The following is a 22,557-nucleotide window of genomic DNA, read 5'->3' as shown; positions in this document are numbered from 1 at the left end:
TCACCCACGGAAACGCCGCGCAAGGCGATAGCGCAACCAGGCCCAGCCCAACGCAAGAGGCAGGTAGACCGGCCAGAGAATCAGGGGGATCGCGGCGATCCACATGGCGGCATCCCGGTCCCCGGACAGCCGGACGCAGGCCGCGCTCAACACGGTCGCGAGCACCAGCGTCAAAAGCGCGAACAAGATCTCGCCAAGCGCGATCAGAACGGGCCGCGCCGTGGTCAGCCCCGGCAAGGGCGCCGGCAGGCACAACGCCGCCGAAAGCAGCCCGCCCGTCGCGATGACACCGCAGGCGATACTGTAGTCGAAGGTCATGCGCTTTCGTGTCCCGTCAAGTTGCCCTGCCCGTCATGCGGCTGTGCGCTGCCGCGGTGACCCCCTTCCTTCCGCCTGAGAGCGGGGGCATCGCTCGGCGTCCGCGCACAGGCGATCACGTCCACGAACTTACCAGTAGCCCGGATAACGTAATACATTCCCGTTGCGGACGGAAACCGCGCCGGTCCGGCAAGAAAACGGTTCGGCTCATCACGGGTCCGAAAGCCGCCACGGTTCCGCCACGCGGCGGAACAGGCGACTGCCGGACGGCGGGCCCTAGCCGCGCCGAAGATGTCCCGGGGGACAACCCGGCGCGGGGCCAAATGGCGTGGCACACGGCCGTGACCGGCACCCGTCGGCGGTTTTCCGGTATCAAGTGGCGGTGCGGGTAGGCAAATCCTGCCCCTGCGCCTAACCTCGGCCCATGTTAGACTGTGGTTTCAGTTCCCGGGAGAAGACGACATGCACGCCAAACCGCTTGCCCCCCTGATTGCCGCCACGCTGGTCGGGGCGCCTGCCCTTGCCGATGTCGGGGCCTTTGTCGAACCGCCCCTGACGCTGGAGGCCTTCGGCGTCATCTGCGAGGTCGAGCTTCAGGGCACGCGGCCCGCGCCGGACACGCTGTCGGGCCTTCTGAACCTTGTCGACCAGGACCGCCCCATCGACGTCGAGACGGTGCAGGTGCCAGCGGAAATGGGTCTCAGCTTTGGCATCCGCGCCAGCCTGACCGCCGGGTCTTCCGTCCCCGAGGTGACGATTGTGGTCACACATCCGCCGATGGGCCCGGAGGGGCGCACCGTCGAACGCTGGGTAACGCCGATGAATTTCGGCGATGTCTCGCTGAATCTCTTCACCTTCGAACGGGACTATGAACTGGTCGAAGGGCCGTGGATGTTCCAGGTAGAACGGGACGGCAAGGTACTGCTGCAACAGCCCTTCGAGGTCACGGCCCCGGGCACGATTCCTGCGGTTCAACAGGCCTGTTTCGCCGCCGAGGTCGTCTCCTGACCCCTGCCTACAGGCGTAGGGCGGGGTTTACCCCGCCGCGCCCTTTGCCCCTCAGGCAGCCCTCAAGCCAAGGATTTCGCGCGCTTGCTGCCAGCTGGCCACCGGGCGCTCGTATTTCTCACAAAGGTCCGCGGCCCGCGTGACCAGCGCCGCGTTCGACGGCGCAAGCGTTTCCTTGTCCCAGCGCACGTTGTCCTCCAGTCCCGTGCGCGTGTGACCACCCGCCGCGATGGACCATTCGTTGACCTCGACCTGGTGCCGCCCAATGCCAGCCGCGCACCATTCCGCGTCGGGTGCCAGCCGCTTGACCGTCTCGATGTAGTAATCGAACACATTGCGGTCACAGGGCATCGCGTTCTTCACGCCCATGACGAATTGCACGTACAGCTTGCCCGGGATGCGCCCGTCGCGGTTCATCTCTGCGGCCTTGAAGATATGGCTGAGGTCGAAAGCCTCGATCTCGGGCTTGATCTCGTAGGTGCGCATCTCACTGGCCAGCCAATCCACCAGGTCCGGCGGGTTTTCGTAGACGCGGGTCGGAAAATTGTTCGACCCCACCGAGAGCGAGGCCATGTCGGGGGCCAGCGAAAGCATCCCGCCCCGCGCCTGCCCCGCACCGGAGCGTCCTCCGGTCGACAGCTGGATGATCATGCCGGGGCAGTGTTTCTTCAGCCCCTCGACCAGCCGCCCAAAGCGTTCGGGGTCCGAAGTCGGCGTCTCGTCCTCCATCCGCACATGGGCGTGGCAGATGCTGGCCCCGGCCTCGAAGGCTTCTTGCGTGCTTTCGACCTGCTCCTCGATCGAGATCGGCACCGCCGGATTGTCCTTCTTTCGCGGGACAGAGCCGGTGATGGCCACGCAGATGATACAGGGTTTGGTCATGTCGGGCGCTCCCCTCGCTGGCGTCTTTCGTGGTGACGGCAGGATAGTCAGTGTTTCGGACAGGAAAAAGCCGGGCCGGGCACAAACCCGCCCCGGCCCGGGTATCATGTCATACGTCGAAGAAGACGGTTTCGTCCTGGCCTTGCAGCTGGATGTCGAAGCGGTAGACGACCTTGCCGTCCTTTTCGCTCCGTTTCGCCAGCAGCGTGGCCCGGCGGCGTTCCAATTCGATGATGTTCATCACCGGGTCCTCGGCGTTGGCCTCTGCCTCGTCCTCGAAGTAGATCCGGGTGTTGAGGCCCAGGTTGATCCCGCGCGCCACCACCCACAGGTTGATGTGCGGCGCCTGGATGCGGCCATTGCGGCCCGGCGTCTTGCCCGGCTTGATGGTGTCAAAGCCCCATTCGCCGGTGTCGAAATCGGTGATGACCCGGCCCCAGCCGCGAAAGCCATCCTCGACCTCGCCGCCGCCTTCGGGATGGGCGTAGATGCCCTTGGCATTGGCCTGCCAGGCCTCCAGCAGCACATCCTTGATCGGCGATCCGGTGCCGTCGATCACAAGGCCTTCTACTCGGATGCGTTCGCCCTCGGCATTCGGTCCGGCGATGTCCCAGCCCAGTTCGCGTTCGTAGATGTCGAAGCCTGCGGCGCCCGGCGCCAGCCCGATGTGGACATAGGGACCGGCGGTCTGCGAGGGCGTTTCCTTGAGGTAGTTGAGCGGTTGTACCATTGTCATTCTCCTTACGCATCTTCCGGGAGGAAAACCAGTTCCCAGTTTTCCCGAAGATGCATCAATTCCCCTCCAGACGGTTTTCGAACAGCGTCGAGCGACGCCCGCGCAGGACGATGTCGAACTTGTAGGCGATGGTGTCCAGCGGAATGGTCGAATTCATGTCCAGCGCCGCCACCAGGCTGTTGATCGCCTCCTGGTTGGGGATGCTCTTGACGATGGGACAGAGCGGGATCAGCGGGTCGCCCTCAAAGTAGATCTGTGAAATCAGCCGCTGGACAAAGCCCGAGCCGAAGACCGAGACGTGGATATGCGCCGGGCGCCAGCTGTTGACGTAGTTGCGCCAGGGATAGGCGCCGGGTTTCACGGTGCGGAAATAGTAATAGCCGTTCTCGTCCGTGATCGTGCGCCCGCAGCCACCGAAATTGGGGTCGATGGGCGCGAGGTAGGTGTCCTTCTTGTGACGATAGCGCCCGCCCGCGTTGGCCTGCCAGATCTCGACCAGCGTGTTGGGCACGGGCCGCGCGTTCTCGTCCAGCACCCGCCCATGCAGGATGATCCGTTCGCCAATCGCGCTTTCACCGGCCGTGGCGTAGTTGTGGATCAGGTCGCGGTCCATCGGGTCGATGTCGTTATGACCGAAGACCGGACCGGTGATCTCACCAACCGAGTTCTGCAGACTGATGAGCGAATATTGCGGCGACCGCGCGACGCTCGTCTTGTATTCCTTGACGTAGGCGGGCGGGTGCCAGTCCCGGTCCCGCTGGTAGAATTCGCCTTGATCGGGCATGTCGGTCTCTCCTCACTTGTCCCCGGACTGCGCGTTTGCCTGCCCTGTTTCAGGGCCGTCCATCTCGGCATAGGTCTGCTTGGCCAGCTTCAGCGCGTGGTTGGCGCGCGGCACGCCGGCATAGATTGCGACGTGCTGAAACGCTTCCAGCACATCCGCCTTGCTGGCCCCCGTCCGCGCGGTGGCGCGGATGTGCATGGGGATCTCTTCGAAATTGCCCAGCGCCGCCAGCAGCGCCAGCGTCAGCATGGAACGCTCGCGGTCACTGATCCCGTCAGAGGCCCAGACCGTGCCCCAGGCGCCTTCGGTGATGAGGGTCTGGAACGCCTCGTCAAAGGGTGTCTTGGCCGCCTCGGCGCGGTCGACATGGGCATCGCCAAGCACAGAGCGGCGCACCTTCATGCCGGTTTCGTATCGGTTGGTCATGCGGTCCTCCCTTCGGGCCGGACCCGGGTTCGTGACGAAACCCGGGCAATCAGTAGGGCAGCCCGATGTAGTTCTGCGCCAAGACCGATTGCGCGTCGCGATTGGAGCGCAGGAACTCGATGTCGGCAAGCTGGATCTTCAGATCGAATTCGTTCTGGTCGGGGAACCTGTGCAGCAGCGTGGTCATCCACCAGCTGAAGCGTTCCGCCTTCCAGATCCGGGCCAGCGCCTTTTCCGAGTAGGTGTCGATGCCCTCGCTGTCGCCGGTCTGATAGTATTGCACCAGCCCGTTGTAGAGATAATGGATGTCGCTGGCCGCGGTGTTCAGCCCCTTGGCCCCGGTCGGCGGCACGATATGGGCGGCATCGCCACAGAGGAACAACCGCCCCCAGCGCATCGGTTCGGTCACGAAGGACCGCAGCGGCGCGATGCTCTTCTCGATCGACGGGCCAGTGACAAGGCGCTCTGCCGCCTCTGTCGGAATGCGGCGCTTGAGCTCTTCCCAGAAAGCCGCGTCGGTCCAGTCATCCGGACTGTCCGACAGTGAACACTGGATGTAGTAGCGGCTGAGATTGGCGTTGCGCTGCGAGCAGAGAGCGAAGCCGCGCTCCGAGCTGGCATAGATCAGTTCGTCATGCACCGGCGGCGTTTCCGACAGGATGCCCAGCCAGCCGAAGGGGTACAGTTTTTCGTACTCCTTGCGGACACTCAGCGGCATGGTCTGGCGGCTAACGCCGTGGAACCCGTCACAACCGGCTACGAAATCGCAGTCGATGCGGGCCTCCGTGCCGTCCACCTCGTAGGTGACATAGGGTGCGTCGCTGTCGGCATCCTTGATCTGCACGTTCTCGACGTTGAAGACGATCTTGCCCTCCGCCTTTTCGCGCGCTTCGTACAGGTCGCGCGTCACCTCGGTCTGGCCGTAGACAACCACATGGCTGCCGGTCAGCTCGGTGAAATCGATGCGGAACTCCTCGTCGCCGTAGGAAATCACGGTGCCGTCGTGGACGATGCACTCACGGTCCATCCGTTCGCCCACACCGGCCTCGCGCATCAGGTCGACCATCCCGGTTTCCAGGATGCCCGCACGGATGCGGCCCAGGACATAGTCCTTGGTCTTGCGTTCCAGAACGACGCTGTCGATGCCCTTCTTGTGCAGCAACTGACTGAGCAGCAGGCCCGACGGGCCGCCGCCAATAATGCAGACTTGGGTACGCATGATGTCCTCCCCTTTGCGACAAGACTAGAATGAACCGATAGGCCATGTAAAATGACGTTTTCAGCGCTACAATTGTCAAAAAGGGAAAGTAACTTGCTGGACCGACGGATCAAACTGCGCCACCTCGAGACTGTCACCGCCATTGCCCGCCAAGGCAGTCTCAAGGGTGCCTGTGCCGAGCTGAACCTGACCCAGCCCGCCCTGTCGAAGACGCTGAAGGAACTCGAAGAGATCCTGGGCGCCGCGCTGATGACGCGAGACCGCGGTGGCGTGCGGCTGACCCCCGAGGGCGAGGTGTTCCTGGAGTTCGCCGGACAAAGCCTCGCCGCGCTGAGGCGCGGGGTATCCGGGGTGGCCGAACTGCGCGAAGGCGGCGCCGAGGTGCTGCGCGTGGGTGCCCTGCCCTCGGTCGCGGTGCGCCTGATGCCGCGCGTCGTGGCCCGGTTCCGCGAACTGTCGCCCGCAACACGGCTGGTGCTGCGCGACGGGGCACACGGGGCGCTGACGCGCGATCTGCAATCCGGCGCGCTCGACCTTGTGATCGGGCGCATGGGGGCGCCGGACAGCATGGCCGGGGTCAGTTTCACGCAGCTATACCAAGAGGGCGTCGTTTGTGTCGTGCGCAGCCAGCACCCCTTGCTGGCCCGGCCCGTTCTGGCGCCCCAGGACCTGGTGGACTGGCCCGTGCTCTACCCGCCCGAAGGCGCCGCGATCCGCCCGCTGGTAGATCGCTGGTGCCTGGCACAGGGGTTGGGGCCCTTCCATGATCGGATCGACTGCGTCTCCGGTGCCTTCGGGCGGAGGTTCCTTCGACAATCGGACATGCTCTGGTTCATTTCCGAAGGCGTCGTGGCCCCGGAAATCGACGATGGCGCCTTGGCCGCGCTGCCCCTGGACCTGGGATTGACCGCAGGTCCGGTAGGTCTGATGACGCGGCCCGACAGCGCCGCCTCGCGCTCTCGCCAGCTGTTCGAACGCGCACTCAGACACGAAGCAGAGTCTTTACCCACAAGTTGACGCCGAATCGAACTCGTCCACAACTTAATGCGGCCTTCATCAAAATATCGCTTTACACACCCCTATTTGGGCAGGCACCATATCTGGTAAGGGCGCGGGGATAGCCCGCAGACCCTTGAGCAGGCAGCAAGCGCTGGGGGTGAATCACCAGTCACGGCGCTATAATCAAAGGGGTGTCCTTATGGCCCTGTCCGAGCAGTATCTCAACGACGAATTGCATCCGATCGACCTTGTCGAGCATATCGCCGAGTTCAACGATTGGGATTTCGACCGCATCGCGGACGACCAGATCGCGATGGCGGTCGAAGGTCAGTGGCGCACCTACTCGATCACCCTGGCCTGGTCCGCTTTCGATGAAACCCTGCGGATGATCTGCACCTTCGAGATGGAGCCGCCAGAGGCGCGGTTGCCGGAACTGTACGAAGGTCTGAACCTGATCAACGATCAGTGCTGGGCCGGCGCCTTCAGCTACTGGCCCGAGAACAAGCTGATGGTCTACAAGTACGGGCTGGTGCTGGCCGGTGGCAATGTCGCCAGCGCCGAGCAGATCGACACGATGATCGGCGCCGCCGTCATGAGCTCGGAACGCTATTACCCAGCCTTCCAGTTGATGGTCTGGACCGACAAGAGCGCAAAAGAATCCATGCAGGTCGCCATTGCAGAGGCTTACGGGCGGGCTTGACATCGGGGTATTCCCGAATTTTTCCAGAGACATGACACACGAGGGGCGGCGCAATTGCGGCGCCCATTTCCATTTCACCCGGGATTAACCGTGAGTTGAATCAGGGGTGCGGCAATTCTGCCGAAGCAAGAATATCCCAGGGAGGAATATCCATGAGAACCCGCCTTTCGGCGCTGGCTATCCTTTTGGCCGGTGCCAGCCCGGCCTTGGCCCAGCAGGACGCGGCGTCCTGTGCTGCCTTGCGCGACACCGTGCTGAGCGCCGCCCATGTCCGGACCGCCCGCGTGGTCGAGGCCGAGGGCCTGCCCGCCAACTGCGAGGTCCGCGCCACCGCGCTGCCCGCGATCAACATCGAGGTGCGCCTGCCGCTGGAAGGGTGGAACGGCAAGTACTACCAGGCCGGCTGCGGCGGGTTCTGCGGCATCCTTGGCCGTGCCGACGCCAGCGGCGGCTGGGTCAATGCCATGCGTCCCGGGTTGGAGCGCGGCTATGCCACCGCCACCTCGGACAGCGGGCACCACGGGCTGTCCGTCGTCGATGCGGGCTGGGCACACAACAATCCCCACGCGGAACGCGACTGGGGTTGGCGGTCCATCGGAGAGACCAACCGCGTGGCGCAGGCACTGATCGGGACGTTTTACGGCAGCACCTCGGAGCAGGCGATTTTTCAGGGCTGTTCGACCGGCGGGCGCATGGCCCATGTCGCGGCCCAGCGCTACCCCGAGATGTTCGATGGCATCATCTCGGGCGCGCCGGCGATGGATTATACCGGGCTGGTGGCGACCAAGATGGCCTTTCTGGTGCAGGCCAATACCGCGCCCGATGGCAGCCAGATCCTTGGCCCCGACGACGCCAAGCTGATCGGCGACGCGGTCTATGAACAGTGCGACGGGGTGGACGGGGCCAAGGACGGGTTCATCGCTGACCCGCGCGCCTGCGAGGTCGATTACAGCGGGCTTGGCCTGACCAACCAGCAGATGGACACGCTGATGAAATGGCGCGAAGGGCCGCGCAATGCCGCCGGAGAGCAGCTTTACCCGGGTGGCATCCCCGAAGGCTCGGAGCCTTTCTGGTGGCTCTGGCTGACCGGCAACGGCAAGGGCGGCGGCAAGCTGGTGCCCGCCTTCGTCACCAACTTCGGGCGTTACATGGCCTTTGCCGCCGACCCAGGCCCGGAATGGTCGCCGCTGGATTTCGACATGGAGGCTGATCCGGCGCGGCTGGCCACGATCGCGCAGGTCTACAACGGCGACAGCCCGGACCTGTCCGCCTTTCGCGCGGCGGGTGGCAAGATGATCGTCTAGCATGGCTGGGCGGACAGCATCGTGACGCCCTAAAAGACCGTCGACTGGTATGAAAAGGCCGCCGAGGCCGCGGGCGGCGAGGACGTTCTGAAGGAAAACGTCGCGCTCTTCATGGTGCCGGGCGTCGACCACTGCGGCATCCTGCCGGGGCCGGACGGGATCAATGCCGCCAGCCTTGACCCGATGAGCCCGCTTGAGGCCTGGCTGAACGAAGGCACCGCCCCCGCCTCGATCATGGCCGAGTAACCTTGCCCCTCTCTTCCGGCGGGCCTAGGGTCCGCCGGGACAAAAGACAGGGGGACGTGATGCAGGATACAGACCTCGCCCGGCGCGGGCTGGCACTCTTGGGATGCGGCAAGATGGGATCGGCGATGCTCGCCGGCTGGCTGGCACGCGGATTGCCGGCGGACAGCGTGCGGGTCCAGGATCCGAACCCCTCGGACTGGCTGCAGGCGCAGGGCGTGCATATCAACGAGGGTTTCGGCAATAGCCCCGCCGTCGTTCTGATCGCGGTCAAGCCGCAGATGATGGGCGAGGCGCTGCTCGCACTGCAAGACCTACCCAAGGGCGACACGCTGTTCGTTTCCGTCGCCGCAGGCACCCCGATCACCACCTACGAGGCGCACCTGGGCGATGTCCCCATCGTGCGCGCCATGCCCAACACGCCCGCCGCCGTGGGCAAGGGCATCACCGCGATCATCGGCAACGCGCGGACCACGGACGCCCACCTTAAAACCGCCGAAGACCTCCTGTCGGCAGTCGGTGAGGTTGTCCGGCTGGAAGACGAGAGCCAGATGGATGCCGTGACCGGCGTCAGCGGCTCCGGCCCGGCCTATGTCTTTCACATGATCGAATGCCTCGCCAAGGCCGGCGAGGCCGAGGGACTGGCCCCCGAACTGGCGATGGCCCTGGCGCGGGCCACCGTGGCAGGCGCGGGCGCCCTTGCGCAGGAAACGGGCGAGGATCCGGCACAACTGCGCCGCAACGTGACCTCGCCCAACGGCACCACGCAGGCGGGGCTGGAGGTGCTGATGAACGAGGACGATGGCCTGCCGCCGCTCATGCGCGCCACCGTGGCAGCGGCTGCGCGGCGGTCGAAGGAATTGGCCAATGGCTGACGAGATCACATTCGACGATTTCCTGAAGGTCGACATTCGCCTCGGCACCGTGATCCGTGCCGAACCGTTCCCCGAGGCCCGCAAACCGGCGATCAAACTCTGGATCGATTTCGGACCGGAAATCGGGGAAAAGAAAAGCTCGGCCCAGATCACCGTGCATTACGACCCCGAACGCCTTGTCGGCAAACAGGTCATGGCGGTGGTCAATTTCCCACCCCGCCAGATCGGCCCGATGCGGTCCGAGGTGCTGGTGCTTGGTGTCTCGGACCCGGACGGCGCCATCGTGCTGATCGCTCCGGATCAGGCCGCGCCGAACGGGTCCAGGATGCACTAAAGCTCGGGTCCGCTTGGATCGGGCAGGATGCCCTTGGGCTCTCGCCGATGGAACAGCGGGTCGTTGTCCTTGATGTATTTGGACACCATCCGCGCGCTGGGCCATGCGGTCACAAGCCCGATCCCGGCGGCGACGGCAATCGCTGTCCAGCTGTACCAGTTGAAGGCGAAGAAGACGATGAGCAGCGTCCCGGCGATGCCGCTGCCGCTCATGAGGGTAAGGTAAAGCGCAAGTCGGTCCATTTCGGTCCTCCTTTCATTCAGGCAACGCGCGCCTGCCCCCACGGGTTCCCTTGACCTCGCCCCACGCTTGCGGTCCTGTCGAAGGCAGGAGGACGCGCCCATGACACAGCCAGCGATCACCGGCCACGGGGTATTCACCCCGGATCAGAGCATTTCCAACGACGAGCTTGTCGCCGCCTTCAACGCCTATGCCGACCGATGGAACGCCGATCACGCGGGCCGTATCGCCGCCGGCGAGGTCGAGCCGCTGACCCATTCCAGTTCCGATTTCATCTTTTCGGCCTCGGGCATCGAAAGCCGCTATGTGCTGGACAAGGAAGGCGTGCTGGACCCGGACCGCATGTGCCCGCGCCTGCCCGCCCGGCCGGACGAGTCCCCCGGAATCATGGCTGAAATGGCGGTGGACGCCTGCACCAAGGCGTTGGAAATGGCGGGCCGCGAGGGGGCAGAGATCGACCTGGTGATCTGCGCCGCCTCGAACCACGAACGCGCCTACCCGGCAATTGCGATCGAGATCCAGCGGCTACTGGATTGCGGCGGGTTCGCTTTTGACATGAACGTGGCTTGTTCCTCGGCCACCTTCGGCATCCAGGCCGCTGCCGACATGATCCGCGCGGGCAGTGCGCGCCGCGCGCTGGTCGTGAACCCGGAAATCTGCTCGGGCCACCTCGAATGGCGCGACCGCGACTGCCATTTCATCTTTGGCGATGTCTGCACCGCGGTGGTGATCGAACCGGCGGAGGAGGCGCAGGGCGATCACTGGCTGATCCATTCCACACGCTGCGCCACGCAGTTTTCCAACAACATCCGCAACAACGCCGGGTTCCTGCGCCGCGCCCATGACCAGATGGAGGACCGGCGCGACATGCAGTTCATGCAGAACGGGCGCAAGGTCTTCAAGGAGGTGCTACCGCTGGTGTCCTCGCACATCCTCGGCCACCTGTCCGATCACGGCTGGCAGGCCGATGACCTGCGGCGGCTCTGGCTGCACCAGGCCAACAAGACCATGAATGACTTCATCGGAAAAAAGGTGCTGGGTCGCGTGCCGGAGGCGGGTGAGCAACCCAATATCCTGCAGGATTACGCCAATACCTCTTCCGCCGGGTCGATCATCGCCTTTTCCAAGCACTCCGAGGACATGGCTAAAGGCGACCGGGGCGTGATCTGCTCCTTTGGCGCGGGCTATTCCGTCGGATCGGTGCTGGTCGAACGGGCCTGATCGGCTTCTTCCGCTTCCATCGCCTCTTCCAGCGTTTCCGCCTCCTGCTCGCCGCCGGCCAAGGCCGCCGTTTCGGGGGTCAGGCCGCGGGCCGGCGCCGACATCTGGAACGCGCCCTTGTCCTCTTCCGCCACGGCCGCCCGCTGGACGATGCGCAGCGCGGTGTAGAGGATCATCAGCACATGTGCCACGATCGTGGTCAGGAACAACCCCGAGGCACCCGCCGCCGACATGGCGACACCGGCGATCAGCGGCCCGGCGATATTGCCCAGCCCGTAGACCATCAACAGCCCGCCCGAGACCTGGATCGAGGTGCCCTCGGGCGCATGGTCATTCGCGTGGGCCACGATGATCGGGTACATGGCAAAGATCGCCGCGCCGAAAATGGACACAAGGACCAGGTTCATCATCTGGTCCTGCGGCGCCAGCAGGATGAACCCCAGGTCCGCCGCCACCGCCAGCACGGCCACCACCAGCAGGACCTTGCGCCGGTCCATCCGGTCCGAGGCAAAACCGATGGGCACCTGCGACAGTGCCCCCGCCAGCACCGGGATCGAGGCGAAGAGCGCAAGCGCCCCCAGCGTCAGCCCAACACGGTCGGCATAGACCGCCGACAGCGTCCCGAAAGAGCCGTTGGAAATCCCGACCAGGAACACCGCCACCACCGCCACGGGCGAGTTGCGCCACAAGAGCGGCAGGTTCAGCCGCACCGAGGTCAGCGGCGCCGGGGACTCTGACGTCGACAGCGCCGTCGGCACCAGCGCAAGGCTGTAGACGATCGCCGCCACGGCAAAGAACAGGAACCCACTGGCATCCCCCGTGGCGATGGCCAGCTGCCCGGCGGTTGTCGCGCCAAGGTTCACCATCGTGTAGACGCCGAAGATCGTCCCCCGTGACTGCGGCGAGGCCCGGTCGGACAGCCAGCTTTCCACGATCATCGCCGCCCCGGCAAAGCAGAACCCCGAGACCGCCCGCACCGGGATCCAGAACTCGGGCGTGACCAGCAACGCCTGCAGCAGGATCGCGATGGCCGCAAAGGCACACATGACGCCGAAGGCGCGGATATGGCCCACGGAGCCGACGATGCGGGGCACATAGAAACAGCCCGCGACATAGCCCACGGCCCAACCGGTGCCCAGAAGGCCCAGCTCGGTGGCGCCGAACCCCTCGGCGGCCCCCCGCACCGGCAGGATCAGACCATGCATCCCCCCTGCAAAGAGCAACAGGCCGGAACCAAGCAAAAGCGCACTGACGGGAAGAAGTTGGCGGATCATGGCGGCAGGTTAGTCAATCATGCTCAGGCTTCAAGATCCAAGGCGGGCGAGATGGGCGCTCACAGCCCGGACGATGCGCCGCGGCCCGTGGTCTTTTCAACCGCGCCCGGCACCGCCTAGGATTTGCCATCGTTCACGACCCAAGGATACCCCATGCGCCGCCTCGCCCTAGCCGCTGCCACCCTGGCTCTTTGGCCGCTTGGCCTGATGGCCCAGATCCTTGAACCGCAACAGGTCGCCCCCGGTGTCTGGGCCATCGAAGGCCCCGCAGCCCAGCGCGACCCGCAGAACCTGGGCAACAACGCCACCTTCGGTCTGATAGAGACCTCTGAAGGGGCGGTGCTGGTCGATCCCGGCGGCAGTTGGAAGGGGGCAAGCGCGTTGCATGACGTGGTGCGCGGTTTGACGGATCAGCCCGTGACACATGTCATCAACACCGGCGGACAGGACCACCGCTGGCTCGGCAATGGCTACTGGCAATCGCAGGGGGCGCAGGTCATCACCTCTGCCGCCGCCTTTGCCGACCAAAAGGATCGCGCCTCGCTGCAATTGACCATGCTGGACGCCCTGATCGGCAGCGATGGCCTGGCCGGGACGGAACCGTCGCAACCGGATGTGATCTTTGCCGCCTCGCATGAGTTGACCCTTGGCGGCACCCGGATCGAGATCCGGCATGTCGGCCCCGCCCATACCCCGGGCGACAGCCTTGTCTGGCTGCCCGAAACGCGTACTGTCTTTACCGGGGACGTTGTCTATGTCGGGCGGGTCCTGGGGGTGATGTCCTTTTCCGACAGCGCCCACTGGCTGGACGCCTTCTCCGAAATCGAGGCGCTGGAGCCGGTTCATCTGATCCCCGGGCACGGCCCCGCGACCGATCTGGCAACCGCGCAGCGCGACACCCGGGATTACCTGGCGAACCTGCGGGCAGGCATCCGGGATCATATCGACGCGGGCGGTGACATTCTGGGGGCCGTCGATGTCGACCAGTCCGACTTTGCCTATCTCGATCAGTTCGACGCGCTCGCCCGGCGCAATGCACAGACCGTCTTTGAACAGATGGAGTGGGAGTGACGCCTACCCCGCCTCATCTCCCATCGCGGCGCGCCAATGCCTGCGGCATAGGCTGACGTAGGTCTCGTTGCCGCCGATCTGCACCTGGGCGCCGTCGCGCAGAACCTCACCCTCCGGCCCCTGCCGGATCACCATTGTCGCCTTGCGCCCGCAATGGCAGATTGTGCGCACCTCGCGCATGACATCCGCCAGGGCCAGCAGGGCCGCCGAACCGGGAAAGAGCTCTCCGCGGAAATCCACCCGCAGGCCATAGGCCATGATCGGCACGCCCAGGTCATCCACCACCCGCGCCAGTTGCCAGACCTGTTCGCGGGTCAAGAATTGGGCCTCGTCGATGAAGACGCAGGCCACCGGCCCCTTGTCCAGACGGGCCGCAATCCGTGCAAAGAGATCCGTTCCTTGCCCGAAAGTATCCGCCGGGCGCGCCAGGCCGATGCGCGATCCGATCTGGCCCGCGCCGGCACGATCGTCCACCGCCGCAGTCAGCAGATAGGTTTCCATCCCGCGTTCGTTGTAATTGTGCGCCGCCTGCAACAGCAATGTCGACTTGCCGGCGTTCATCGTCGAGTAGTGAAAGTGCAGCTTGGCCATGTCGGGCGTCATGCCCCAGCCCCGCGGGCATGGCAAGCGCGGCCCGACGGAGTTTCAACCCTGCGGATAACGTCATTACGTCAGGTCAACCCGTCTTGTTGCCTTGACGCCCGACGCGTTTGCGCATGACATGACAAAACGGGGATAATAATGGAAATGGATATTGGATTGTCCCCGGAGCATTTGCCGGGGCGAAGGAGAGAAATGTCAGTAGTCGGACGGTATCTGAAAAAACACATCGAGGCGCTGGTCAAGGACGTCGGGATCGAGGCAGCCTGCGAGCTGACCGGCAAATCCAAGGCAACCCTCGGCCGCTATTATTCCGACTATCCCGAACATGCCGACAGGTACATGCCAGTGGATGCGGTGGCCGCACTGGAAGAGGCCGCGTCTTACCCCCATGTCACCGCCGCGCTGGCCGAGCTCAAGGGCATCCAGCTGCAATTCGACGAAAGCCGTCGCAATGCCAAGTCGTCGGGCGGGGTCAATTCCGACGTGATCGCCCTGTCGCAGCGGTTCGCCATGCTGATGGCCGAATACAACCAGTCGATCGAGGACGGGGTGATCTCGGCCAACGAGGCCAAGCGCCTGCTCAAGGAGACCTTGGCGCTGCAGAAGGTGCTGATCGACATGAAACTGCACCTCGAAGACGAAACCGTCTGAGATCTGCGTCCTGGCCGGTGCGGGACAGCCCGGACCGGCCAAGGCTACGGAGTGCAGTCAGACCAAACGGCCCCACAGGTCGTATTCGCCGGTCTCATCCACCTCGACGGTGACGATCTGGCCCGGTTGCAGATGCGCCGCGCCCTCGTCGATGAAGAGGTTTCCGTCGATCTCGGGGGCATCCGCCTTGGTCCGGCAGGTGGCAATGCCATCCTCGTCCACCTCGTCGACGATCACTTCTTGCCGGCTCCCCAGTTTCGCGGCGAGTTTCGCTTCGGAGATCGCCTGAGCCTTTTCCATGAAACGCGCCCAACGCTCGGCCTTGACCTCTTCGGGGACGTGATCGGGCAGCGCATTGGCGCGCGCGCCGGCGACATTCTCGTACTGGAAACACCCCACGCGATCCAGCTGCGCCTCGTCCATCCAGTCCAGCAGCGTCTGGAACTCTTCCTCGGTTTCGCCGGGATAGCCGACGATGAATGTCGAGCGCAGGGTGATGTCCGGGCAGATCGCGCGCCAAGCGGCAATTTCGTCCAGCGTTCGGGTGGCGGCGGCGGGCCGCGCCATGCGGCGCAACGTGTCCGGATGCGCGTGCTGGAAGGGAATATCCAGGTAAGGCAGCACCTTTCCCTCGGCCATGAGCGGGATCAGCTCACGCACATAGGGATACGGGTAGACGTAATGCATCCGCACCCAGGCGCCGAGGCTGCCCAGATCGCGCGCAAGGTCCAGCAACGGGAACTTTGTGTCGCGGTCTTTCCAGTCAGTGCCAAAGGCGGATGTGTCCTGGCTGATGACCAGCAGCTCCTGAACCCCTGCCTCGACCAGCTTTTCCGCCTCGCGCAGCACCGCGCGGGCCGGGCGGCTGACCAGCTTGCCGCGCATGTCCGGGATCACGCAGAACTTGCAGGCGTGGTTGCAGCCCTCGGAAATCTTGAGATAGCTGAAATGGCGCGGCGTCAGGCTGACGCCGGAAGCGGGCAGCAGATCGACAAAGGGGTTGGGATCGGGTGGCACAGCGGCATGGACGGCATCCAGAACCTGTTCGTACTGGTGCGGGCCGGTCACGGCCAGCACCTTGGGATGCGCGCCAGTGATATACTCTGGCTCTGCCCCCAGGCAGCCGGTGACGATAACGCGACCATTCTCGTTCAGCGCCTCGCCAATGGCATCCAGGCTTTCGGCCTTGGCACTGTCGAGGAACCCACAGGTGTTGACGATCACCGCATCGGCACCCGAATAATCGGGGGATATGCCATAGCCCTCGGCCCGCAGCCGCGTCAGGATGCGTTCACTGTCGACCAGCGCCTTGGGACAGCCAAGGCTGACCATGCCGATGGTCGGCTGGCCGGGGCGGGCGGTTTCGGTCACGCGCGCCCGGGCAAGGTCGGGGCGCAGGTCAGGAGGATTCTGGGTCATGGCGCGTCATAGCGTGGCTTGGCCAACTGGGAAAGGCGGCAGATGATGGATTGGCGACAGCTTGAACAGCAGGAAAGCGCCGACAGGCGGGCAAGGGTCGAGATGCAGACCGATGCAGCCGGACATTACCGATATGTCCTCTCGGGCTGGATCGACGCCGCACCCGAGGACGAAGGCGCCTTGGGTGACGGGGTCTGGACCGTCGAGGAAATCTCGGGGATCTACGGGTGGAAGACCCCCTGTCGCAACGACGCCGCGAGGGCCTTGCGGCTGCGCGGCGTCAAAAGCTGAGTTGTGCGGGTAACAAGACCCCGCGCCGGTCAGCGACGGCGGTCGCGGCGGGCGCTCATCGGCTGAAAGGCAACGCCCACATGGGCCTCGCAATAGGGTTTGCCCTGCTGGACGGGCAGACCACAGAACCAGAAATCCTCGGTCGCCGGGTCGCCGACCGGCCATTTGCAGGTCCGTTCGGTCAGTTCCATCAGGGTCAGTTTCTTGGCCTTCTTTTCGATCTCGCTCACCTTTGCCAGGGCTTCGGGGCTGATTTCGTTGGTCGAGGGCTGCGGCGGCAGCGGCTGACCGGCCGGGATGATCTGCTTGCGCGCCGGGCTGATCGCCGGGGTCGTGGCGGCGGGCTGCGGCTTGGCCTCGGGAGCCGGTTCGGGCTTGTTCGCGGGGGCCGGCTTGGGCTGTGGCTTTGCCTTGGCGGCTGCGGGCTGCGCCTTGGGTTCCGGCTTGGCCTCTGCGGCGGCAGCGGGGGCGGCGCCCGCACGGTTCGACAGGCCCAGCCGGTGAACCTTGCCGATTACCGCGTTGCGCGTCACCCCGCCCAGTTCCTTGGCAATCTGGCTGGCCGACTGGCCCTCCGACCACATCTTCTTGAGCAGTTCAACGCGTTCATCGGTCCACGACATCGGGTTCCCCCAGCGAAAAAAGCGGCCACACGCAAGGGGCCGCAGAGAGATTGAGTGACGCACCTATACTAATCATAACGGCCCGAGTTACAAGGCGCCGAGCAGAATTGGAGGCACCATGAGCGACACACAGACATTCGCCCCCGGCGACCGCCGTTTCGGCCGGGTGAACTGGCTGGGGTTCTGGACCCTGTGCAAGCGAGAGATCCTGCGATTCACCAATGTCTGGACGCAGACACTGCTTGCGCCGCTGGTCACGGCGGGGCTGTTCCTGATGATCTTCACCATCGCCATCGGCCCCCAGCGCGGTGATGTCATGGGCGTGGCCTTTACCACCTTCATCGCGCCCGGCATCCTGATGATGACCGTGATCCAGAACGCCTTTGCCAATACCTCCAGCTCGCTGATGGTGTCCAAGGTGCAGGGCAATATCGTCGACACGCTGATGCCGCCCCTTTCGGCGGGCGAAGTGGTGCTGGGCTATGTCATCGGCGGCACGGCGCGGGGGCTGTTCGTGGCGGTGGCCCTGCTGGCGATGTTCTGGGCCGTGCTGGGCATCGTGCCGCAGGCGCCGCTGGTGACGCTGGCCTTTGTCACGCTGGGCGCGGCCTTTCTGTCGGCGCTGGGGCTGATTGCCGGGATCTTCTCGCAGAAGTTCGACCAGATGGCGGCGATCACCAATTTCATCATCACGCCGCTGGCCTTCCTCTCGGGCACGTTCTACTCGGTCGAGGCGCTGCCCAAGGGACTGTACCAGGTCACGCATCTGAACCCGGTCTTCTACCTGATCGACGGCGCTCGTTGGGGCGTGATCGGCGTGTCGGACACGGCCCCCGCGCTGGGCTTTGTCATCGCCCTGGCCGCGACTGTGGTCGCCTGTCTGGCCGCATGGGTGCTGTTCCGCCGGGGGACGCGTCTGAAGTCCTGAGGAATTGCGGACTTGCCAACTCTCCTGTCACGTCAGACACTTTCGGGGTGATTATTGACACGTGACGCGGGCCGGGGGCCGTTTCGGCCTCCGGCGCGTGAGGAGGCTGACGTATTGACCCGGAAATCCCTTTACCTTGTCCTGCCCCTTTTGATTGGCCTTGGCGCGCCGCTGGCCGCCCAATCGGTCGAACTCAAGGGCTTTCGCCTGCCCCCGGAACCCGATGAACGCGCCCGCGACATGAGCGACTGCCTGGCCGGCATCGCGGAAAAATGCGGCCCGCGCGTACAGTTGACCCGGCGCAGCATCGACCCCGGCAGCGTGCCGGGTACCAAGCCCGCCGCAACCAACGGGCTGAAGCCCCGCCTGTTGATCAAGGACCGGACAGAGGATCAGCCCGGTGCCGCCAAGCCCGGCCCGCTGGTCAGCGTCGATGTGGAAATCTTCTTTGACTACAACAGCGCGACCCCGGCGACGACGTCGCTTCCCGACATCCAGACGCTGGCCACGGCGATCACCGATGAGCGATTCGCCACCAAGCGCTTTGTCATCTTGGGCCATACCGATGCGCGCGGCTCTGACAGCTACAATCTCGACCTGTCCGAGCGCCGCGCCGAAAGTGTCCGGCAGCGGCTGCAAAGCCTTTCGGGCCTTTCCGCTGATCGCTTTATCTCTGCCGGTCGGGGAGAGACCGACCTGAAGGATCCGGCGCGCCCAGAGAGCGAAGTGAATCGCCGGGTGCAGATCATCCTGCTGGACAGCTGAGGACATTCCATGTCGCGTTTTTCCCTGACCGTGCTGGCCGCCACGCTGGCCTTGTTCCTGCCCGCACTTTCCGCGCAGGCCGCGGCCTACGGCCTGCGCTCCGACCTCAGTTGCGAGGCCCGTGTCGAGGTCACCAACCGCCTGGCCGGGGAAACCCGCGTCAGCCTTTCGGGCAACAGCCTGGACGTGGGCGAGCGCCTGTCCATCGACTGGGCGCGCCCCGGCTTTCCGGAACGTGAACCGATCTTACTGATGGTCTCGTTTGACCGTCCGGTGCGGCTGTCGGGCGACGGCATGTATGCCCTTCTGCCGGGGGCCAAGGCACCATTCGATATTTCATGGAACCGTGATCGAACCCGCGCGATCATTCCCTATTACGGGCGCGGTATGGCGAAGTCTGGTCGCATCGCGGTCGAACCGCTGCAATCCGGGCCGCTTCAGGTGGACTGGGCGGTGCTGGGTCACAGCGGTTGTGACGAACATGTCGAAACGCCCGGCCAGGGAAACGCCACCGTCACGATCGCAACCGCGGGCCGGCCCGTGATCGTTGTCCGCGACAGAGTCACAGGGGCAGCCCCGTCCAGCACGCTGGTCAACCGCGACGGGACCCGTCACCTGCAAGTGTTCGACGGTCGCTTTCGCCTGACCGATGCCGCCACGGGCGCCGAGATCATGGAAAAGGTCGGCGCGCCGCATTTCTCGCCCGCCGGGCGCTATGTCGTTCTGCGTGGCGGGGACGAAGCCGGGATCTATGACGCGGTGGATGGCAAACGTGTTGTCGATGCCCAGGACGGCTTCCAGGTGAACTCCGACTGGAGCGCGCTGATCTGGTCGCATGACGACAGCTTTGCCCTTCAGATTCTATCGGGTTATGGCTTTTCGCAATTCCACAACTTTGCAGCGGGTCGCACGGTTCAGGCCACGACCAATGGCTGCCGTATCTGCGGCGGGAACAAGAACAGCTATCTGCTGGAGCTGGAAAACAACGCCTTTGTCGCGGAAGGCTACAACGAAATGGCCGTTTTTCGGCTGAGCGACGGCGATGAGACCTACCGGTTCCGGCCCGAACTTGGTGACGGTGCCCGGGTTCAACCGTCGCATCGCAACGCCGCCCTGCAAGAGATCGGTCGGCAACAAGCCGTTGTGGAACCGGCTATCGGGATTGGTCTGCGCTATTCCACGGAGGTGGCCATTGCGCAGGCCTTTCCGACGCATTTCTCGCAGTCCTACCAGTCGAAAGAAAACCAGATCATCTCGGAGGCACTGGCGCCCTACCTTGTCACGCCGCGAAAGCTTGAAGCGGTGGCCGGGGGTGGTATTGCCCCACGAGGCCTGTCCAGCAGCGCGTTGGCGTGGCGGTCTCTGGGGGCAGACGCGCCAGGGGCCGCTGACCGTATGTTCAAGCGGCTTCGAGAGTTTGGCCTGCCTGTGATAGCAGGTGACGTCGTCGAACGGATCGACATCGAGGAGCGGCTGCCCAAGTTCGATTACGAGAAAGAATACCCCAGCTCTGCGGATCGGTTTGCAGCCCTGGACCAGCACGACCTGGTCGTGACCGAGGCTTACCGTGAAATTTGGTCCGAGATCGCCACGGCAACGGGCGTTGATGCCAGCCGTTTCGGTCGCCGGATGGGCCTGACGACCTGCAGTGCTGGCGGGGACGCTCTGTTGGGAGAGTTTCACACCCTTTGGCGCTGGTCCTCCGGAGGCGCCGAACATCGTCTGACCACGTTCCAATGCCATGAAGGGTCGGCAATGTTCGCCCGTCCGACAACCTACCTCTTTTCGTCCAACATTGGCGGCGGCGTTTCCCAATTTGGACGACCCTGGGGGATCGTGGCCGGACTAGACCTGCGCAACGACGGTACGAACACGGCGACCATCTGTCCTTATGCGATTGACGCCTGTTCGTTCCGGCTAAAGGTGTTTGGAGATCTGGCAATCCTACACTCGCAAGAGGCGCTCGGCTATGCAGTGGTCGACCTGCGGACCGGCAAGGTGATCGCCAAGCAGTTCGACCTGCCGCGCGGCGATCTCTTTGACAACGTGATGATCACCGAAGACGGGCGGCACCTGGTCACGGTCCAGGAGGATGGCAGCTTTTTCGTCAACCGCCTGTCGGACTCGGAAACTGTTCTGTCCGGTCTCTACGCGGATGACGAGGTCGTCGTCTGGACAGAAAACGGCCATTTCGATGCGACCTCCGAAGGTGCTTACTTCGTGGCCTACACCTTTCCCGGCCATCTCGGTGAGTATACCGCCCAGCAATTCGAAGGCTTTCTAAAGGTCCCCGGGCTCGCCCAACAAGTTCTGGCCGGCCTGCCAGCGCCTGACCCGGTCCGGATCACTCCCCCGCCGGTTCTGCAAGCCTCGGTCACTGTCAGCGGAACAAAGGCGCGGCTTGATGCGCAGGCTCAGGCTTCGGTGCCGATCAAGACATTGAGCTTGTTTCAAGACGGCCTTCGGACACATGTCTTGCAGGGGAACGGTCAAGACCACCATTGGCAAGACGACTTTGAGCTGTTTCCCGGCACGCGCTGGGTCACTCTGGTTGCGACCGATGAAAACGATGTGGCCAGCGTGCCATTCAGCGTCGAAATCACTATGCCCGAGGCTCAGCGGCAACTGCATATTCTGTCAATTGGCGTCAACGACTATGGGGATCCGGCATTGGATCTAACGGCAGCGGTTCCGGATGCGCGTCTGGTTGCATCGGCGCTGGCCGGGCGCGCCGGATCAACAGTCGGGATTGCTTCCGAAACCGTCCTGTTGGACGGAGAGGCGACTCCAGACCGGATCCTGTCCGAACTGTCTGCGATTATCGCGAGGGCGCGGCCCGGCGACACTCTGGCTCTCTATTTTGCCGGGCATGGGTTGGACCTGGATGGCGGGTATTACCTCGGCGCATCGGGAACCAGCCTCGACGACATCGCTGGCACCGCTCTACCCTTCTCTTCCGTTTCCGCGCTTCTGGAGGGGACGGACATTCGGATCGCATTGTTCATAGACGCCTGTCATAGCGGACGTGCGGGTGAGGGCCTCTTTTCGACCAACGATCAGGTCGTTGGCGGAGCGCTGGACCAGATACCGTCCGGCCTGGTGGTGTTCGCCGCGGCGAAAGGACGTGAATTTTCGTTGGAAGATCCGGAAACGGAACAAGGATTCTTTGCTCAGGCCCTGGCGGAGGTGATCCAGGACGATGCCTTCGATCGGAATGAAAACGGTTTGACTGAACTCAGCGAACTGTTCGAAGGAACGAAGAGGCTTGTGTCTTCACGTGTCCGCGACGCGCAAGAGGGCGTTCCGCCAATAGACCGTCTTAGCCAAACCCCCTGGATGGCCCGCAACTTGATGGTCGGAGATTTCGTGCTTTTCTAGAGTGCGGGACAGTGCGCCTTTTCCCGAAGATCGTGGCAACGGTAAAGCCGCTGGATGCTGGATGGGTGAGCGCTTGGTGGTGGAATTGTCGCGATTAGACATGCGAAAGCCCGCCTAATGGGCGGGCTTTTTGGTATTTTGGTTGCGGGGGTAGGATTTGAACCTACGACCTTCAGGTTATGAGCCTGACGAGCTACCGGGCTGCTCCACCCCGCGCCAATTCCGGGTTTGTCTTCCGGTATTTTGGGCGACATTGGTTGGTGCA

The 22,557-nt window shown here is 64.1% G+C and carries 23 protein-coding genes, 1 tRNA gene and 1 pseudogene; 13 read left to right on the top strand and 12 right to left on the bottom strand.

All coding sequences use genetic code 11. The features are described 5' to 3' along the window. Nucleotides 1-318, bottom strand: a complete 318-nt coding sequence (locus G9Q80_RS11685) for a hypothetical protein (RefSeq protein WP_069210309.1) — start codon at nucleotides 316-318, stop codon at nucleotides 1-3. Between the two features lie 462 nt (nucleotides 319-780). On the opposite strand from G9Q80_RS11685, the gene G9Q80_RS11680 reads away from it, so the two are divergent. Further along, nucleotides 781-1,326 (top strand): DUF3859 domain-containing protein, encoded by a 546-nt coding sequence (locus G9Q80_RS11680; RefSeq protein ID WP_043137511.1) that lies wholly within the window; start codon nucleotides 781-783, stop codon nucleotides 1,324-1,326. Between the two features lie 51 nt (nucleotides 1,327-1,377). On the opposite strand, the gene G9Q80_RS11675 is transcribed toward G9Q80_RS11680, so the two are convergent. From G9Q80_RS11675 to pobA, 5 genes are all read right to left on the bottom strand, one after another. Continuing rightward, the gene (locus G9Q80_RS11675; RefSeq protein ID WP_043137513.1) at nucleotides 1,378-2,208 is read right to left on the bottom strand and encodes a 3-oxoadipate:acetyl-CoA acetyltransferase; all 831 of its coding nucleotides are present in this window, start codon (nucleotides 2,206-2,208) and stop codon (nucleotides 1,378-1,380) included. Nucleotides 2,209-2,317: 109 nt separating this feature from the next. Beyond that, on the bottom strand, nucleotides 2,318-2,938 hold the full coding sequence (gene pcaG, locus G9Q80_RS11670; protein WP_088714181.1) for a protocatechuate 3,4-dioxygenase subunit alpha: 621 nt from the start codon (nucleotides 2,936-2,938) through the stop codon (nucleotides 2,318-2,320). A gap of 61 nt (nucleotides 2,939-2,999) precedes the next feature. Beyond that, a complete protein-coding gene (pcaH, locus tag G9Q80_RS11665; protein ID WP_043137518.1) occupies nucleotides 3,000-3,728 on the bottom strand; it encodes a protocatechuate 3,4-dioxygenase subunit beta in 729 nt (242 codons plus the stop codon). A gap of 12 nt (nucleotides 3,729-3,740) precedes the next feature. After that, entirely contained in the window at nucleotides 3,741-4,154 is a 414-nt protein-coding gene (gene pcaC, locus G9Q80_RS11660) for a 4-carboxymuconolactone decarboxylase (protein ID WP_043137520.1), read from the bottom strand. Between the two features lie 49 nt (nucleotides 4,155-4,203). Continuing rightward, a complete protein-coding gene (pobA, locus tag G9Q80_RS11655) occupies nucleotides 4,204-5,373 on the bottom strand; it encodes a 4-hydroxybenzoate 3-monooxygenase (protein ID WP_088714180.1) in 1,170 nt (389 codons plus the stop codon). A 93-nt stretch (nucleotides 5,374-5,466) separates the two neighbouring features. Between pobA and pcaQ the strand changes: the two genes are divergently transcribed. The 5 genes and pseudogenes from pcaQ (at nucleotide 5,467) to G9Q80_RS11630 (ending at nucleotide 9,828) form a co-directional block, all read left to right on the top strand. Continuing rightward, a complete protein-coding gene (pcaQ, locus tag G9Q80_RS11650; RefSeq protein ID WP_043137525.1) occupies nucleotides 5,467-6,390 on the top strand; it encodes a pca operon transcription factor PcaQ in 924 nt (307 codons plus the stop codon). Nucleotides 6,391-6,571: 181 nt separating this feature from the next. Beyond that, entirely contained in the window at nucleotides 6,572-7,072 is a 501-nt protein-coding gene (locus G9Q80_RS11645; RefSeq protein WP_043137527.1) for a type III secretion system chaperone family protein, read from the top strand. 152 nt (nucleotides 7,073-7,224) lie between these two features. Further along, nucleotides 7,225-8,622: pseudogene (locus tag G9Q80_RS11640) on the top strand (tannase/feruloyl esterase family alpha/beta hydrolase). Between the two features lie 59 nt (nucleotides 8,623-8,681). After that, on the top strand, nucleotides 8,682-9,494 hold the full coding sequence (gene proC, locus G9Q80_RS11635) for a pyrroline-5-carboxylate reductase (RefSeq protein ID WP_088714179.1): 813 nt from the start codon (nucleotides 8,682-8,684) through the stop codon (nucleotides 9,492-9,494). Continuing rightward, entirely contained in the window at nucleotides 9,487-9,828 is a 342-nt protein-coding gene (locus G9Q80_RS11630) for a tRNA-binding protein (protein ID WP_043137540.1), read from the top strand. The genes proC and G9Q80_RS11630 overlap by 8 nt, the downstream gene beginning before the upstream one ends. Here the strand turns inward: G9Q80_RS11630 and G9Q80_RS11625 are convergent. Further along, nucleotides 9,825-10,070: a hypothetical protein gene (locus tag G9Q80_RS11625; protein ID WP_043137542.1), complete on the bottom strand. Its 246-nt coding sequence runs from the start codon at nucleotides 10,068-10,070 to the stop codon at nucleotides 9,825-9,827. The genes G9Q80_RS11630 and G9Q80_RS11625 overlap by 4 nt on opposite strands. Nucleotides 10,071-10,170: 100 nt before the next feature. On the opposite strand from G9Q80_RS11625, the gene G9Q80_RS11620 reads away from it, so the two are divergent. Continuing rightward, nucleotides 10,171-11,289, top strand: a complete 1,119-nt coding sequence (locus tag G9Q80_RS11620) for a beta-ketoacyl-ACP synthase III (protein ID WP_088714178.1) — start codon at nucleotides 10,171-10,173, stop codon at nucleotides 11,287-11,289. Here G9Q80_RS11620 and G9Q80_RS11615 read toward each other — a convergent pair. After that, nucleotides 11,253-12,563, bottom strand: a complete 1,311-nt coding sequence (locus G9Q80_RS11615) for an MFS transporter (protein WP_088671994.1) — start codon at nucleotides 12,561-12,563, stop codon at nucleotides 11,253-11,255. The genes G9Q80_RS11620 and G9Q80_RS11615 overlap by 37 nt on opposite strands. 153 nt (nucleotides 12,564-12,716) lie before the next feature. On the opposite strand from G9Q80_RS11615, the gene G9Q80_RS11610 reads away from it, so the two are divergent. After that, on the top strand, nucleotides 12,717-13,634 hold the full coding sequence (locus G9Q80_RS11610; protein ID WP_088714177.1) for an MBL fold metallo-hydrolase: 918 nt from the start codon (nucleotides 12,717-12,719) through the stop codon (nucleotides 13,632-13,634). A gap of 3 nt (nucleotides 13,635-13,637) precedes the next feature. Here the strand turns inward: G9Q80_RS11610 and G9Q80_RS11605 are convergent, their stop codons facing one another. Beyond that, nucleotides 13,638-14,225, bottom strand: coding sequence for a thymidine kinase (locus tag G9Q80_RS11605; RefSeq protein WP_088714176.1), 588 nt, complete (start codon nucleotides 14,223-14,225; stop codon nucleotides 13,638-13,640). Nucleotides 14,226-14,429: 204 nt separating this feature from the next. Between G9Q80_RS11605 and G9Q80_RS11600 the strand changes: the two genes are divergently transcribed. Further along, complete coding sequence (locus G9Q80_RS11600) at nucleotides 14,430-14,888, top strand: hypothetical protein (protein ID WP_043137551.1); 459 nt, start codon at nucleotides 14,430-14,432, stop codon at nucleotides 14,886-14,888. A gap of 57 nt (nucleotides 14,889-14,945) precedes the next feature. Here the strand turns inward: G9Q80_RS11600 and rimO are convergent, their stop codons facing one another. Then, complete coding sequence (gene rimO, locus G9Q80_RS11595; protein ID WP_088714175.1) at nucleotides 14,946-16,307, bottom strand: 30S ribosomal protein S12 methylthiotransferase RimO; 1,362 nt, start codon at nucleotides 16,305-16,307, stop codon at nucleotides 14,946-14,948. Nucleotides 16,308-16,349: 42 nt separating this feature from the next. On the opposite strand from rimO, the gene G9Q80_RS11590 reads away from it, so the two are divergent. Continuing rightward, nucleotides 16,350-16,598, top strand: coding sequence for a hypothetical protein (locus tag G9Q80_RS11590; protein WP_088672713.1), 249 nt, complete (start codon nucleotides 16,350-16,352; stop codon nucleotides 16,596-16,598). 29 nt (nucleotides 16,599-16,627) lie between these two features. Here G9Q80_RS11590 and G9Q80_RS11585 read toward each other — a convergent pair whose 3' ends face one another. Continuing rightward, nucleotides 16,628-17,221 (bottom strand): GcrA family cell cycle regulator, encoded by a 594-nt coding sequence (locus G9Q80_RS11585; protein ID WP_074623596.1) that lies wholly within the window; start codon nucleotides 17,219-17,221, stop codon nucleotides 16,628-16,630. A gap of 118 nt (nucleotides 17,222-17,339) precedes the next feature. Between G9Q80_RS11585 and G9Q80_RS11580 the strand changes: the two genes are divergently transcribed. The 3 genes from G9Q80_RS11580 (at nucleotide 17,340) to G9Q80_RS11570 (ending at nucleotide 22,292) form a co-directional block, all read left to right on the top strand. Then, nucleotides 17,340-18,149: an ABC transporter permease gene (locus G9Q80_RS11580; protein WP_088671989.1), complete on the top strand. Its 810-nt coding sequence runs from the start codon at nucleotides 17,340-17,342 to the stop codon at nucleotides 18,147-18,149. Between the two features lie 114 nt (nucleotides 18,150-18,263). Next, a complete protein-coding gene (locus G9Q80_RS11575) occupies nucleotides 18,264-18,914 on the top strand; it encodes an OmpA family protein (protein ID WP_088714174.1) in 651 nt (216 codons plus the stop codon). 30 nt (nucleotides 18,915-18,944) lie between these two features. Continuing rightward, complete coding sequence (locus G9Q80_RS11570; RefSeq protein WP_168246486.1) at nucleotides 18,945-22,292, top strand: caspase family protein; 3,348 nt, start codon at nucleotides 18,945-18,947, stop codon at nucleotides 22,290-22,292. A gap of 139 nt (nucleotides 22,293-22,431) precedes the next feature. Here the strand turns inward: G9Q80_RS11570 and G9Q80_RS11565 are convergent. After that, nucleotides 22,432-22,508, bottom strand: a tRNA-Met gene (locus tag G9Q80_RS11565). Between the last annotated feature and the right edge of the window lie 49 nt (nucleotides 22,509-22,557).

This window comes from Mameliella sp. LZ-28, assembly GCF_012274245.1.
GTDB classification, from domain to species: Bacteria; Pseudomonadota; Alphaproteobacteria; order Rhodobacterales; family Rhodobacteraceae; genus Antarctobacter; species Antarctobacter albus.
Note: the sequence above shows the minus strand (reverse complement) of the source record. Positions and strands in the feature narration are given on the sequence as shown.